The 14,980-nt window shown below is 41.3% G+C and carries 11 protein-coding genes and 1 pseudogene; 4 read left to right on the top strand and 8 right to left on the bottom strand.

The window, feature by feature from the left end:
• Positions 1–898 (bottom strand): annotated as a pseudogene (locus DP117_RS07645) (transketolase); the annotation flags it as partial.
• Positions 899–1,935: 1,037 nt separating this feature from the next.
• Here DP117_RS07645 and DP117_RS07650 point away from each other — a divergent pair.
• The 3 genes from DP117_RS07650 to DP117_RS07660 all read left to right on the top strand — a co-directional run bounded on the left by DP117_RS07650 (position 1,936) and on the right by DP117_RS07660 (position 7,230).
• Entirely contained in the window at positions 1,936–2,145 is a 210-nt protein-coding gene (locus tag DP117_RS07650) for a hypothetical protein (protein ID WP_169217723.1), read from the top strand.
• A 526-nt stretch (positions 2,146–2,671) separates the two neighbouring features.
• Complete coding sequence (locus DP117_RS07655; RefSeq protein WP_169217724.1) at positions 2,672–4,858, top strand: hemolysin; 2,187 nt, start codon at positions 2,672–2,674, stop codon at positions 4,856–4,858.
• Positions 4,859–5,373: 515 nt separating this feature from the next.
• Entirely contained in the window at positions 5,374–7,230 is a 1,857-nt protein-coding gene (locus tag DP117_RS07660; RefSeq protein WP_169217725.1) for a hypothetical protein, read from the top strand.
• 113 nt (positions 7,231–7,343) lie between these two features.
• Here DP117_RS07660 and petJ read toward each other — a convergent pair whose 3' ends face one another.
• The 6 genes from petJ to DP117_RS07690 form a co-directional block, all read right to left on the bottom strand.
• Positions 7,344–7,697: a cytochrome c6 PetJ gene (gene petJ, locus DP117_RS07665; protein ID WP_169217726.1), complete on the bottom strand. Its 354-nt coding sequence runs from the start codon at positions 7,695–7,697 to the stop codon at positions 7,344–7,346.
• 348 nt (positions 7,698–8,045) lie between these two features.
• A complete protein-coding gene (petE, locus tag DP117_RS07670; RefSeq protein ID WP_169217727.1) occupies positions 8,046–8,465 on the bottom strand; it encodes a plastocyanin in 420 nt (139 codons plus the stop codon).
• A 300-nt stretch (positions 8,466–8,765) separates the two neighbouring features.
• Positions 8,766–9,257, bottom strand: coding sequence for a photosystem II cytochrome c-550 (psbV, locus tag DP117_RS07675; RefSeq protein WP_169217728.1), 492 nt, complete (start codon positions 9,255–9,257; stop codon positions 8,766–8,768).
• A gap of 115 nt (positions 9,258–9,372) precedes the next feature.
• Positions 9,373–9,588, bottom strand: a complete 216-nt coding sequence (locus DP117_RS07680) for a hypothetical protein (protein WP_169217729.1) — start codon at positions 9,586–9,588, stop codon at positions 9,373–9,375.
• Positions 9,589–9,738: 150 nt separating this feature from the next.
• Positions 9,739–10,527 carry a metal ABC transporter ATP-binding protein gene (locus tag DP117_RS07685; protein ID WP_169217730.1) on the bottom strand — a complete coding sequence of 263 codons (789 nt, stop codon included), beginning with the start codon at positions 10,525–10,527 and terminating at the stop codon, positions 9,739–9,741.
• Between the two features lie 73 nt (positions 10,528–10,600).
• Positions 10,601–11,647, bottom strand: a complete 1,047-nt coding sequence (locus DP117_RS07690; protein ID WP_169217731.1) for a metal ABC transporter substrate-binding protein — start codon at positions 11,645–11,647, stop codon at positions 10,601–10,603.
• A 485-nt stretch (positions 11,648–12,132) separates the two neighbouring features.
• Here DP117_RS07690 and DP117_RS07695 point away from each other — a divergent pair, with 485 nt between their 5' ends.
• The gene (locus DP117_RS07695) at positions 12,133–13,767 is read left to right on the top strand and encodes an iron uptake porin (protein ID WP_169217732.1); all 1,635 of its coding nucleotides are present in this window, start codon (positions 12,133–12,135) and stop codon (positions 13,765–13,767) included.
• A 497-nt stretch (positions 13,768–14,264) separates the two neighbouring features.
• Here DP117_RS07695 and DP117_RS07700 read toward each other — a convergent pair whose 3' ends face one another.
• Positions 14,265–14,735 carry a multidrug efflux SMR transporter gene (locus DP117_RS07700; RefSeq protein ID WP_169217733.1) on the bottom strand — a complete coding sequence of 157 codons (471 nt, stop codon included), beginning with the start codon at positions 14,733–14,735 and terminating at the stop codon, positions 14,265–14,267.
• Between the last annotated feature and the right edge of the window lie 245 nt (positions 14,736–14,980).

Below are 14,980 nucleotides of genomic sequence, written 5' to 3' on the forward strand. Positions count from 1 at the left end.
TTTTGAGAAATCTAACGGCTTGTGTGAGTCCGCGCTTTTCTAAGTAGGCGATCGCCTTATCCACTGGTATCACATCATGACCATGAGTTGAACCTTCGATACCTTCAATTCCCACAGCCATCTTGCGTTTGTTGATCAAAGCAACAGGTCCATCGGTCGTCACTGCTTCACAAATGCGACGATATAAATCATCCAAGTCTTCGCCATCTCCTTCATTGACGTTCAGTCCGTGACCAGCTAGTGTCTTACTAACACTAAATCCTGGAAGGTATTCTGAAGGATGTCCGGCGATGGTAACATCATTATCGTCGATAATGAGCTTCACATTCAGATTCTTCGCAACTGCCAGACGTGCGGCTTCCGCATCGTTACCTTCCTGTTGGGAACCGTCAGATCCAAGACTAACAACCACCTTATTAGGATTTGCCAGCGCGACACCATTAATGTAAGGCCAAATGTGTCCTAGGCGTCCGGAACTGAACTTCACTCCAGGAGTTAAGCCAAGTTCGGGGTGTCCAGGTAATTTTGCATCAGCTTCACGGTAATGAACAAGTTGTTCAGCACTTAACTCACCATGCAACACAGCCATGAGGTACTGGGTAGCTACGCGGTGTCCAGCCTCATCAAAGAAAATCGGCACGAACTTATCTGGTGCTCCCCGGAATAAGGCATCAAGGATGACCACTTCTGGTACTGTATCATAAGCACCACCAGTGTGACCGCCTACACCTTTAGCAGCTCCTGTGGCTGTGAAGAAAACAATTGCATCGCGACACAGTTGAATATTAGCTTTTAGTGTCTCCCGTTGCTCATTAGTTAGGGTGGGATTGGCAGGATTTAGTGCTATTTGCTTGTAAGCACCAAGGTTAATAGGAAAGCTAGCTGTAGCAATAGTCATGGTTGATATTCCTGTATGTAGATGATTGACACAAACACAACCGTCCTCTTTGACGGTACACTGCAACGGGAAACGATATTGTTATGGTTGATGGCAACAAACACTTGCTGCTCAAACATTCACGCATTATGAATTCAAAAGGATTTTTTTGAATGTTAGTGTAGCGTGCCGTAGGCAGCGAATTTTGATAGCGTAGCGTGGCACAAAGTGCCATATTTTGAATTTTCTTTATCGTGACACACAATGTAACTTCACCTATCCACCGCTGCCTTTAGACTGCTTTGAATGGTATTGAAATGCGATTTTTCAATAAAATAACACTTCTTCATACATAAGTATAAATGCTCATAACATTTGATGAGCAAGATAAATAAGAAATTTTCAACGATAAAGTCAAGTACGGTATTACCAAAGAAGAATTCAGGAGTCAGTCGCCAGAATTCAGAATGATTCTGCGCGACTGGTGGATGAATCACGGTTTAAAGCCCCCGATTTCAATCGTGGAGATCAAAAAATTTCCTTGCTTGCCGAAACCACTTCAGGCATGGGGTATTCTGACCGGAGGCGGAGCTTTCCTTGCTCCGCTCCTGGATTCTGACTTCTGACTCCTTTTCATAAGTATTTTTTTTCCAACAACTGCACGTCTTCAAACACTAGTCAATTAGGTTGAGCAACTTAATTAAAAAGTTTTTACAAAGATTTTTGGAATGAATATAAAAGCTTCATGAAGTTAAGAAGAAATTGATATTTTTGGTAGAAAAAGATGCCAATAATATTTCTAGGTGCATACATCGCTCAGAAGACTTAAATCTTTAAAGCTTTATCTGAGTGAAAGTAAAAAGTGTTCTTTGACGATATCAGGCGAGAAAAATCCAAAAACTTGCTTGCCCAGAGTAAATCGACTGAATAACGGGTGTCTACCGCCAGCAAAAGCTTTTCAAGCTTTTTAAGCGCTGGAATGCTAACGCGACATACAGATACTGACAATCGCTTTGTCAAGTGTCTTTGCAGCAAACCCGTAATCACAGGAATTTACTATGTACAACCAAATGCTTCGGGCTTTCACCAAGACTAGCCTGATGTTGATTGGCTCTCAAAGAGCAAAGCTCGCTGTCCTGAGTAAAGACGTTACACCAAAAACTAAGGTGATCGTCCTCAACACTACAGAGAACAAAAACACACAAAGTACCAAAGTGTTCATCTCACATCTAAATACCTCTGGTGTTCTTCTCCCACCAACAGTCTAGAAGTCACTCATGAGGAACAACCCAACTCAACAAACAAACCCTAAGTAAAAATCGCTCTGCTTCTTAACAAGAGTAGGCAAGAGCATCAAGATCAGATGTTTTTACCAAGCTCTATGGTAAGTCTTGTTGTGCGAAGGAAGGAGAATTAAAGAATTTGCCAAATCCAGAATCTCTCTACGGGCAGAGGGCATTGTTGTGCTCTAACCCAGAACTGGAGGTTGGGAAATCTATGTTCTTAAAGGTAACTAAATCCGCCTTTGAGCAACACTTCGTACAAATATACCACTAGTTGAGAATGCAACTATCTGTGATGACATCATCAGCACGAGTCTGTATGAGGTGCAACTCATATGACCATTTTTTGAATTGTTTTAACCATACCTATTCAGATTATGGTCGAATAGTTGCTGCTGAGGGTGGCTTGATCACACCGATAGCGAGTTGATTTACGTTTAGACCACTTTGTTGGTCACATTGCTCATCAGTTATTTAGTCAAGACAAACAACAAACAAGGATGGATGAAACATGGGTACTATTACCGTTACCTCTAATGCTGACAATGGTGCTGGTTCTTTAAGAGAGGCGATCGCTCAAGCACAATCAGGTGATACGATTCAATTTGACTCTAGCCTTGCCAATCAAACCATTACCCTCACTTCAGGTCAGCTCACAGTTGATGAAACACTGACTATTGATGGTTCAGGTGCGAATGGTCTCACCATTAGTGGCAATAATGCTAGCCGGATTTTTGATGTAGTACCTGGCTCAAATTTTAGTTTGCAAAATTTGACCCTTGCCAATGGAAAAGCCAGCGGTACAGGTGAAGATGGTTCTGGAGGCGCAATTCGGACAATTAGTAGTGATCAGCTGACCACACTCAATGTAGAGAACAGTAGATTTATAGATAACTCCTCTTCTGGATTAGGAGGAGGTGCGATTTGGTCAGGTTTTAAGACTGCTAACACCGTTACTAACAGTGTGTTTGAGGGAAATGACAGTACTGCTGGTAAAAACGAACGCGGTGGTGGTGCGATCGCCGTGAATACTAACAGTACTCTCACCGTGAAAAGTAGTGAATTCAATAATAACAAAGGAACTAATGGCGGTGCAATTAACACTGTGTTGAGCACACTAACAGTAGAAGACTCTACTTTCCGCAATAATGACTCAACCGCTGGAGGTCCGATAGGTCCCCATACTATAGGTTACGGTGGTGCCATCTATACTGATGGAGCGAATGCTTCTGGACCAAATTACGATTATGGTCCTGTAGGGGGCACAATTACCATTCGTGATAGCTATTTTGAGGGCAACAAAGCTGCAGGACAAGGGGGAGGACTGCTTCTGTATGCTTATCCCCCAGACAAAATCATTGTTGAAAATTCCACAATTACTAACAATGAGGTTGTCGAGGATAGTCAAGGTGATTCACTCGGCGGTGGTCTGCGAATTGGTAATGCTGATTTTACCGTCAATAACACCACTATCACAGATAATCGCGCCTTGGACCAAGGTGGTGGTTTGTGGGTAGGAGAACAATCATCAGGTACCATTAGCAACAGTACCTTCACTGGTAACCGAGCTGAGAGTGCTGACGGCAAAGATGGTCTTGGTGGAGCAATCACTTTGGCTAATGGCTCTAATCCCGTCACCATTGAGGGTACAACCGTTGCTAACAACTACGCTGGTTGGCAAGGTGGAGGTATTTCTGGAGGAGGTTCATCCACCACTGTGACAAACTCAACCTTTGCAGATAACGTTGCTTACAATGGAGGTAATAATTGGAATATCAAAAACCAAGTTACTAACCAACTCAGCGATGGTGGCGGAAATACCCAATGGCCAGCCAAAAACGCGAATGATCCTACTGACCTTAATGTCACAGAGTCTATTAATATTGCACAGCGTGATTTGAGTAATTTACAAAACACTGCTAGTGGTAATGACTCTAGCGTTGGTACGACGAGTAACACCATTGCACCATCTGTTACTGACAATACCTTGAGTGACGGTAGTTCTAATATTGGACAGCCTGATTCGAGTAATTTGCAAAACACTGCTCAAAGCGCAGGAAATTCTGTGACTGGCGATGACTCTAGCGTTGGTACGACGAGTAACACCATTGCACCATCTGTTACTGACAATACCTTGAGTGACGGTAGTTCTGTAGATTCCACAGGCAACAATACCTATGTAGACTCAATAAGCAACACTACTGCCGTAGACCCTACAGGTAACAGTGTCAATAATAGTCTGACCCCTGTCGTTTTTGGTGAAAATAGCTCTAACGATGGTTCGGATACTAGTCTGACTCAAGTACCTACCAGTAATGATGGCTCTTACAGCAGTAATCCTGCAGTCACTATCGGTAGCGATTCCCTGCTCTGTGGTAATATCACTGCAAACGATAATCTCTACAACGGTCTTAGCCAAGACACTCTTACACAAAGCGAGGGTATTAACAACTCTACGCTCACTCCAGGTCAAGGTTCTGAGTTGAGTTCTAACTTGAACTCTGGACAAGACTATGTGAGTTTGTTGGACACTATTAGTCCAAGTCAATTGTCATTCAGCCAGCCAGGTCAAGATAGCTGGAACAAAGACAACACTCAGCTTCAGTCACCAACAAGCTTGGAAAGCGCCAACACTTCGACACTTACGGGTAATCCCCAATATCTGCCAGGACAAAATTACTCAAGTTCGGTCGTGTAAACGTGTCACGTGCTGGGTAAATCACTGTCTATGATGACAGATACCTGATGCTCATTGATATTTTTAGAAATCAAGTTTTTAAACAACTTGGTTTCTAAAAATATCTTCGTTTCTAATCATCGTCTTTCGGGCAAGGCAAAGACCAGAGGAGCCACTGCGGTCTTGAGGTTTCACGCGCTTGTGCTTCAGTTGGGAAACCCCACCAACGCACGCGACTTGGGCGGACAGGTGCGCGACTGTCGGGAAACCCTCTTCTATAACTCTGGACAGGTAGAAACTAAGGTGAAATAATTTAAGTATATTTTGCCAGCAATTGCAACTGTTGAGTCAAACACTCGTCGTCTTTGAAAAGTATAACAACTAAAAAAATCAGTGTTCTTCCCGTTTTCAATTTCTAATAAAAAGCTATGATTTGAAAAGGGATGTTTTTATTCTACTATACTTTTACTATATATATTAACTCAAAGATAAGATTGCTAAGTAACTGCAACTGAGTCGAGTGAACGATAACAGCTATGTCCTACGTCTCCTTCCTGAGAAATATACCAGAATTCTTAAGCCAGCCTACTGGGATAGCAGCCGTAGCATCTCTTGGCATTCACGGTGCTATTGCCTTTCTCCTGCCGATAGTGCCAATGAGTTCTAAAGCAAAGCAGGAACCATCATCAAAAAGCAGTGTTGGAGTTGTTGAATTAAGTCAGGCAGAAAAAAACCGTCTGCCACAACCGGGCACACCACAACTTTCTTTACAACCTCCAGTACCCGTATTACCACAAATTCCTCCATCAAACTTTGCTAATCAATCAACGACTCCATCATCATTAGCTTCTGTACCACCATCTGCGTCTTCTACTGCTCTGATATTACCCCCGCTTCCTAAAACGAATAACACTCCTCTAACATTACCCCCACTTCCTAAAACGAACAACGTAGCCATTGCTTCTTTGCCTAAAAGTCAGTCTTTACCAATTCTTTCTAAGAAAGATTTACCACCTGAGCCATCCTTAAGTGCAAAAGTCAGACCGCTACCTCGTTATCCAGAAAAGGTACAATTAGGAGAAACTAAGCCACTGGAGTCTTCTAAGATTCCTTACAATGTTCCTCCAGTGCAAGCAGCGAACATTCCTCAAGAACAACAGGAACTCGTTAACACCTCTGCTCCTGGTTATCCAGATCAGATGCCTACATCAGCTGAAGGTAGCAGCGCTACCCAAACTACTGAGGCTGGTAATGAGGTACCACAAGTTGCGAACAACCAACAGCTTGTCACACCTGTTGTCCAACCTCCACAAGTTGGGGATAACAGCATCGCTCTAAGAGGGCAAAGCTTCCCGCAATTACCGCAAGGTTCTAGTATCCAAGCTCCTGAGTTACCTCCACTCGCAACTGCGCGATCGCTCTCAACACCTAATAAAACTTTTGCAGAACGTGTCACTGAAGCTAAAAGCCAATATCCTGACTTAGAAACGAGACAGCCTATCGCTGCAACAGTTGATGCTAAAACAGCAGAAGAAGGCAAAGTAGAAGGTGATTTGGTAGTCAATCGCGAAGGTCAAGTGGAGTCGATAGAATTCCATAATAATTCCGTCGCATCTGATTTAAAAACATCTGTTAGGGAATATTTCAGAGAGTATTTTCAAAAAAATCCAGTGCAGGCAAATGGTAAGCCTAAGCTTTACCCGTTTAACATTTCGTTTAAGCCTAACAACAACATTTCTAAAACTCCTGCATCAGAACTGTCAACCTCCTCTCTAGTGACTCAAACACAACCAGTAACCGCTGCACAACGAAGTTTAATTCAACGTTTGCGCTCAGCTCCAGTGAATGCGCAGGTTTCTCAAGAGCCAAAAAAAGTTAATCTGGTTTCTCAAGAGCCAAAAAAAGTTAATCTGGCTGAGCGTTTGCGTCCAGTCGAAGTCAATTTCAAACCATCCAAAGAACCGCAAAAACTTAACTTGACTGAGCGTTCTAGTTCATCGTCAATTCGCCAACAAGTCTCCCAAACTCAAACCGAATCTAAACCGCAGGCAAATCAAGAACAACAAACATCACGACGGCGACGAGTGATGATCACTCAGAGTACCTCTGCACCACAAGCGAGTCCAGAACAAACTTCTAGACAACAAGTTGTTATTAGGCAATCTGCATCTTCTTCACAAACTGATAAAGAACAACAAACATCACAACAGCAGGTTGTTGTCAAGCAGAGTACCTCTGCACCACAAGCAAGTCCAGAACAAACTTCTCAACAAGAAGTCAGTAGCAATCAGCCTTCTGCTTCTGGTGAAACAAGTAAAAAATTACTACAACAGTTGCGTCAAATTAGAGACAAAAGACAAAGTGACAATCAGGGTGACAATCAGGAAAAATAAAAACTAGTGCAAATAGTCAGAAGAATTTTACTAAATAAAAGTAACTCAATTTAAAATTCCTTGGCTGACTTCCCAACAAAAAACCCTCTGGTATTTCAGAGGGTTTTTTACTTCTAGCTATCTTGCCAATCTTGCTCCGCTTTTTGGAAAACGTAAGCAGCGACTTCTAAAATCTCCTGTTCACTTAACTTACTCTTGAATGCGGGCATCGCGTTTTTACCATTTTGTATCTGGTAGATAATCGATTGCATTGAGTCTGTATCATAATCCTTCAGGTACTTTGATAAAGCGTCCTTTTTCAAAGTTTTTTCACTAATAAGGATATTACCACCACCTATGTGACAAGAAGAGCAGTTAGAATTAAAGATTTTGGCTCCGTTAGATATTTCGGCGGCAAATACTAAATCAATAAATGTAAATTGGAATAAGGCGATCGCCAAGAAAGCTATAAATACAACTATTCTCAAGAAATTCTCCTTGCAACTAGCCTCCAGTCACTCAAAAAATAGTCTTCAGTCACTATTGTAAGGCTGTCAGAAGTCGGAAAAGAACTAATTTTTGATACAGTTGCTAACTCTCAAGTGCGAATACACCCTCATGCTCCAAACTGCTCATAAATCACGAGATCATTTTTTTGATTGAAATATAAATTTTCTCAAGATTCGCGGTGACCTGTTTATCCATCTTTGTTGCAACTAACATCATAGACGAGGATAAAACTTGTCACCGCTGATAACCCAGTTATTAGGGCGTATTATTTCATTGGATTACTTTGAAGTTGCAGGACAAAATGTTTCTTGTCAACAACGTTACAGTTAGCCTTGGACAGTCACTTTACCAACCATACCTGCACCACGGTGAGGTTCACAGTAGAAGGTATATTCACCAGCAGGCGTATCTGCAGGGAAAGTGGTTTTTGTTTTTTGACCAGGACTCATCATCAACTTCTTGTGAGACAAATCCACGGCTATCTTAGCACTTTTTGCGGGATTTTTGGCCTTATCAAACACAACATTATGAGGAGGAACTTTGTTGTTCAACCATTCAATGGTGTCGCCTGGTTTAATCGTCAGATTCTTTGGCTCAAACTGTAACATTCCTTTATCTGTACCCAGTTTGACGGTGTAAGTCTCAGCTGCAGCATTGGGAGCAAAAACAGCAAAGCTACTAACAACTAAAAAAATTGTTAATAACGCTAGACCAAAGCGCCGTAAACTTGACGCAATCATTGTCATGGCTCTCTCCTAAACAACAACATTTATTTTCCTTATTCATTTTAAATAAAATTAGGCCTAAATATGACAACATGTCATAGATACAAAAGATTCTCAATAATGATGACTTTTATAGATAAAGAACGCCCAAAAAATCGGCACGCTGTCAATGCCCGTAGGGCTTTGTTGTAAGGGAGTCACGGGTGTGAGGGGGTCACAGGTGTACGGGAATATAGAGAATAAGAAAATAAATGCATTTCTCCTATACCCCTACACCCCTACACCCCTACACCCCTACACTCCTTTCTCAGTCAACTGGTTTTAGTAATAAATTTTACCGCCACCCCATTGGCGACCAAGAACTTTCGGTTGCACGAGAATATAACCAGCAACATCCACTAAGTCTTCATCGGTGAGATTTCTCATTTCCGTGAAAATATCTGCACTCTTTGTACTAGGATGTATTTCAGAAATCTCCTCTTCCCCGTCGTATGTAGTGGGATTTTTCAGATAGTCTACTAATCCTTCAATACTGTTACGGTTTGGTGTCGCTAGGGCGAGTGTTTCTGGCTCAAGTCCTATGTTTTGATTTGTTTTGGTAATACCTCCAGGATGACACTGGGAGCAAGCGTTGTTAAATAATTTTTTGCCTTGTTGGACTTGTTTAAGGCTGAGGACAATAGTCTCGCCTTCGTCATTTAATGGTACCGTGCGGGTTGCTTCATCTAGTTGCAATGCGGTAGCGCTACCGACAATGAATTGAAATGTCAGCAAAACAGTAGCCACAAAAATGCAAAATAATCTTCTAAACATTTTTCCCCTTAACGATTTTGACGCTCAACACAGCTAAGATGGCGATGCTCAATCTCATTGGTACTTATGGTTCATGGCTGAGTGCTAGTATTGTTTGCCATTAGCCATTAGCAACTCAAGTCACTTGGCTCATGTGAACTGAGTTGCTAGTACTTTCTAGGTGGGTTTCAGACAAAAGTTGGGAAATCATTGCCTTTACATCCTCCAGAGCCAAACGAGTCTTAGGATTTTTATAGGCAATTAAGAGTTCGTTACACACAGACAAGACCTTTTCCACAGGAACACTGTAGTCAGTCGCTATCTGGGCAATTGACACATCCGCAAAACCCATAATGCTTCAGGTAGAGATTGAGCTGCTCTAATACCAATATCATGTCAGGCGTGCAATTTGTTGCCCAAAGTAGGGGTAGTCGGAGATTTAAAATTTAAATTATAAATTGAAAATACCTTTTTACTTTTTTTATACCTCAGTTCTTATACCTCAGTGATGATGTTGATAGCGACGAAAAGCAGGACCATAGGTAGCTAGAAGATTTTGGGGTGAAAGGGCGATTTCTGGAACACCAGTGCAAACAATCGTTTGGTTGAGACAAATGACGCGATCGCAATAGCGACTCACCATATCGATGTCATGGGAAACCTGCAACACCGTCCATCCTTCTTCCTGCTTCAGTTCATTGAGCAAGGTATAAAAATCTGCTGTACCTTGTACATCTACACCAGCAAACGCCTCATCTAAGACCAAAAGTTGCCGAGGCGTGACCAAACAGTATGCCAATAATACTCGCTTGAGTTGACCGCCACTAAGAGTTCCAATTGCTTGATTTCGCAAATGGTAAGCATCAGTTCGCTGCAAAGCTTTAGCAACTGCTGCGAATTTTTCTCTACTCGCTTCTCCAAAACTTCCCTTTGTGAGAGTGACTTGAAGGAATCTTGTTTTTCTTTCTTTGACCCATCCCAAGCCTACCAATTCACTCACAGAAATCGGAAAACTGCGGTCAAAGATAAAATTTTGTGGCATGTAGCCTAACTGGTGACGTAAATTTCCCAAGCGTGTGATTGGGCGACCTAATATTTCAATTTTCCCACCACTTCGTGGAATCAAATCCAAAATTGCTTGTACCAGAGTACTTTTACCTGCACCATTAGGACCAACTATAGCTGTATTCGTTCCTGACAATAATTCAAAAGAAACATCTCGGACAGCTAGGTAGCTGTCTTGATAAACAGTCAATCCCTCTATTTTTAAAATCGGAAAGTCATTAGTCATTGGTTATTGATCATTAGTCATAACTGATTGGTGATGTTTTTATTAACAAAGGACAAATCACGTCTGAACAAAATTATTTACAAGCTGTTTCTAAAGTTTGTAAATTCTCTTGCATTGCTGTAAAATAATACTGCGGATCTGTATTGCCAGTTTCCAAAGAATTTAGAGAACGCAAAGTTAAATTCAAGTCCTTAGAAAGACTTGTCAACAATTTGTTATCTACTCCTGGTTCACTAAACAAGGCTTTCACTTTATACTTTTTCACCGCATTCACTGCATTTTGTACATCTGCTGGTGCTAGTTGGTCTTCAGGTATCTCGACGACTGCAACTTGCTTGATGTTATAACGTTTAGCTAAGTATGGAAAGGCGTCATGGAAGGTGATAAAAGTACATGATGGTGTTTTTTGTAAAGTCTGCTGAAATTCACTATTTAAATTGTCCAATTGCTTGATATATGCTGCTGCATTTGCCTCATAAGTCGCTTTATTTGCAGAGTCAGCAGCAATTAATCCATCCCGAATATTAGCAACTTGCTGTTTTGCTAAAACTGGATCTAACCAAACGTGAGGATTACCCTCAGCGTGTTCATGGTGATGTTCTCCAGCACCTCCGTGGTTGTGTTCTTTCTCTTGTTTACTCGTTTTCTCAATAGGTGAAATTTCATTTAAAGGTTGAATATTTTTACTCGCATCAGTGATATATAATTTAGAATTATGGGCATTTTTGATTGTGTTGTCTAAAAATTCTTCCAAACCCAAGCCGTTTTTGACTAAAACATTGGCAGTGGCGATCGCCTTGACATCCTTTGGAGTAGATTGATACTCGTGTACTTCGGTTCCCGGTGGTACTAAAATTTCTACATCCGCTACATCTCCAGCCACCGCCTTGGTAAACATGTACATCGGCAAAAACGTTGTCACCACTTTGATTTTTCCTGGCTGCGGTGATGAAGTGGATGTAGTCTGTTGTGCTTGCGATGACTGTTGGGGAGTTGTTGTCTGATTTGTATCAGATTCCGTACACCCAGCCAAGAGCGATAACATCAGTAAAGCAATCAGAGTTAGAATTCCTCTTCCGTGTTTACCTGTTTGACGTCTAGAGTAAGTCCGGATCACCATATTGTTTCCTTACTGAAAGCTGTTTGCTTTCGGTTTGTTTAAATTTCTGTTGACAATAAGACTTATTCTATATCAAGTAGTATAATAATTCTCATTCTCAGAGCAAAATAGCCATAATTCAGTATTAGTAGTCACAACAAAGTTTTTAGTCTGTATGCCAGGCTGAATGTACAGATTTATCCATCATGAACTCTTCGGGTTTGTCTGGTGAGGATATGATTTTGATTTAGGCGCTGCTGAATTCTCGTCGTGAAATGACAAAATCAGCAAATAATATTAACTTTGGTGCGCCCTCTGCTTTGAAACTCAATTCATATTGTTAATTAGCAACCCCTTGATTTGCATATAGGTTGAATGATAATTTTTGATATTACTTGTTAAAAAATACGCGAATAACTGAGAAATTAATGAGACTAGTTTCTATTAAAAAAAAGCTTGAATAAATCATAGTGCGCGGACTAACTGAGAATAAGTGTGAGGAAAAAATGACAAATTCGTGGAAATCTCTGCTGGCTAGTCCAGCAGTTTTTGGGGCAATGTTAGCGATGAGTACCGCTGCGGTTGCAGGGGAAAGACCTGGTAATTTGGCAATCAAAGAAGCTGAGAATATCTCTCAAAACAAGACAATGGCACAAGTGACTTCTGTGTCTCAGTTATCAGACGTACAACCTACAGATTGGGCATTTCAAGCACTGCAATCCTTAGTAGAACGCTACGGCTGTATTGCGGGATATCCAAATGGTACTTATCGGGGAAATCGGGCGATGACACGGTATGAATTTGCCGCCGGGTTAAATGCTTGTCTCAACCGAGTTAACGAACTGATAGCCACCGCTACAGCAGATTTGGTAAACAAACAAGATTTAGCGACATTACAAAGACTACAGGAAGAATTTACTGCAGAACTAGCGACACTGCGAGGTCGTGTCGATACTTTAGAAGCAAAAGCCGCTGAATTGGAGGCAAATCAATTTTCGACAACAACGAAATTACAAGGGCAAGTCGTTGCTGTAGCCACTGGTGTTCTTGGAGGTGATAGAGTCAACGATGTAGATGTCAAAGACAACAACATAACCTTGGGTGCGCGGGCGCGTGTGGAGTTTGTCACCAGCTTCACAGGCAAAGATACACTCTTCACCAGGATACAGAGTAATAATATTCTCAACCCTGATATTGGAACACCAGAGGGCGGCTTATACTTTGCTGATGAAGATGGCACCAATGATGCTTTTCTGGATGCACTGTGGTACAAATTCCCCCTGACTGAAAGTACAGAGGTGATCGCAATTGCTAATGCGGGTGCAGCAGATGACATAACCAGTACAGTCAATATCTTTGACGGAGACGGTGCTTTTGGTGCTTTATCCAGCTTTGGTACGCGGAACTCAATTTATTACCAAATGGATGGTGCGGGGCTGGGTGTGACTCAGCAGTTTGGTGATGCGTTCTCAGTCAGTTTGGGGTATTTAGCAAGTTCACCCAATGACCCATCCTCTGATAATGGGTTGTTAAATGGTCCATATGGTGCGATCGCACAGCTGACTTTTAAACCGAGTGAGCGCTTTACTATTGGCTTGACCTACATTAACGCCTATAATCAGGAATTGGGTACTGGTAGCCAACGGGCAAATCCGATATCCTTCCTTAAATCTCAGCTTGCTGCTCCCCCTGATGTCACTGGAGAACCTGAACCAGTGAGTGTGCCATTTTCCAGCAATTCCTACGGTGTACAAGCATCCCTTGGTTTGAGCGATAAATTTGTTTTAGGTGGTTGGGTTGGGTATACCAACGCTCGTAACTTATCCAGCGAAGGAGGAACAGTTGACCGTGGAGAACTTGATATTTGGAACTGGGCTGTGACTTTAGGATTTCCTGACCTTGGTAAAAAAGGAAACTTAGCTGGTATTATCTTTGGTATGGAACCTAAAGTGACAGGTTCTAGTATTAATGAAATTCCTAAAGATAAAGACACTTCCTATCACATTGAGGCGTTCTACCAATATCAAGTGACTGACAATATCACCATTACTCCTGGAGTCATCTGGTTAACCGCGCCAGATCATAATAGTGATAACGATGATGTTGTGATTGGTGCAGTGAGAACCACTTTCAGTTTTTAAAAAGTACAAAAAGACCAGCTTACCACAGCTGGTCTGTCAAATTTTTCTTCGCGTTGTCTTCTCAAAACAGTAAAACCCAAGTTGCGCCTTCCCAAAACGCTGCAGGGATATTTTTATTAACAATATTGTAACAGTCAGTACAAATTTTTTATGAGATTTATCAAAAAAAGATATTAAAAAAGAAAATTTGCCTCTCTTCTTTAAAAAGAACTCAAAAGATGGTAGAGAGAAAATCGGAAAATAATTTTAATGAAAAATCAAAAGTTAAATAAAAAAGTGTACTTTGCCTCAACTATGGGAAAAAGCTATTGTGGTTATGGATAATTTCCGGGTTCACCATGCCGATTGTGTGCGAGTTGCAATGGAGTCTGCTGGCGCAAAAGTCAAGTGTAAACTACCACTATCCCCAAATTTATGCAATTTCTCCATTAGAGTGAGGCACGTACCCCTGAATCGCTAAACCAAGCAATGGCTCTTACTGTAAGTCTGCCACTGCCTTAAGTCAGTTTCTCAATATTCTTGCACGGAGTCATGCAATTAACATTTACATTTCCAGGTGCGATATCTGAGTTGTTCGACTGTGTAGTTTCAAGCTGGTCAAGACTAGCACCAACACTTGACAAAATCCCTTCTTGTTGGTCGGACACAGGTTCATGACTTAGGTGCAGACCAATCACTCCTATTATTATCAGTAGGATTGATAATATTTTTACGAGATTTACTGACTCATTAAACCACAAAATCCCTATGGATACTATCAAGACTGTTCCTAAACCAGACCAGATTGCATAAGCAGTACTTATTTCTATTGTTTTGAGAGCAAGGGTCAATATGCTAAAACAGAGAGCATAAAAGACGAATATGAAAATGGAGGGCCATGTTTTAGTGAACCCTTCTGAGAATTTCATACAAGTAGTGCCTGCTACTTCTAGAAGGATTGCTAAAATCATATATATCCAACCGAACATTTTGACTTCTACATAGAAACAGTGTAATTATCATACTGGAGTTCGGAAGATTGGCAAGCCGTAGAGCAATGGTTGCTGGAAAAACGTAGGTATCAAAAAATTATCTGCTACCCTGGTTATTTGAATGTTTTTGTTAGTTGTGAGAAATCTGGGTTAATTGTGATATTTTATTAGAAAGCAAAACCGATAGAGGTTATTAGATCTTCGCCAAATTATTTAATTCAACAGTTTATACGCCTAGCGAC

The sequence above is a fragment of the Brasilonema sp. UFV-L1 genome (genome assembly GCF_012912105.1).
Lineage (GTDB): Bacteria > Cyanobacteriota > Cyanobacteriia > Cyanobacteriales > Nostocaceae > Brasilonema.

What these genes read in the sequence shown, in the direction of transcription:
- DP117_RS07650 (WP_169217723.1), top strand. Translation starts at nt 1,936, where the DNA reads ATGTACAACCAAATGCTTCGGGCTTTCACCAAGACTAGCCTGATGTTG.
- DP117_RS07655 (WP_169217724.1), top strand. Translation starts at nt 2,672, where the DNA reads ATGGGTACTATTACCGTTACCTCTAATGCTGACAATGGTGCTGGTTCT.
- DP117_RS07660 (WP_169217725.1), top strand. Translation starts at nt 5,374, where the DNA reads ATGTCCTACGTCTCCTTCCTGAGAAATATACCAGAATTCTTAAGCCAG.
- petE (WP_169217727.1), bottom strand. Translation starts at nt 8,465, where the DNA reads ATGACAATGATTGCGTCAAGTTTACGGCGCTTTGGTCTAGCGTTATTA.
- psbV (WP_169217728.1), bottom strand. Translation starts at nt 9,257, where the DNA reads ATGTTTAGAAGATTATTTTGCATTTTTGTGGCTACTGTTTTGCTGACA.
- DP117_RS07680 (WP_169217729.1), bottom strand. Translation starts at nt 9,588, where the DNA reads ATGGGTTTTGCGGATGTGTCAATTGCCCAGATAGCGACTGACTACAGT.
- DP117_RS07685 (WP_169217730.1), bottom strand. Translation starts at nt 10,527, where the DNA reads ATGACTAATGACTTTCCGATTTTAAAAATAGAGGGATTGACTGTTTAT.
- DP117_RS07690 (WP_169217731.1), bottom strand. Translation starts at nt 11,647, where the DNA reads ATGGTGATCCGGACTTACTCTAGACGTCAAACAGGTAAACACGGAAGA.
- DP117_RS07695 (WP_169217732.1), top strand. Translation starts at nt 12,133, where the DNA reads ATGACAAATTCGTGGAAATCTCTGCTGGCTAGTCCAGCAGTTTTTGGG.
- DP117_RS07700 (WP_169217733.1), bottom strand. Translation starts at nt 14,735, where the DNA reads ATGTTCGGTTGGATATATATGATTTTAGCAATCCTTCTAGAAGTAGCA.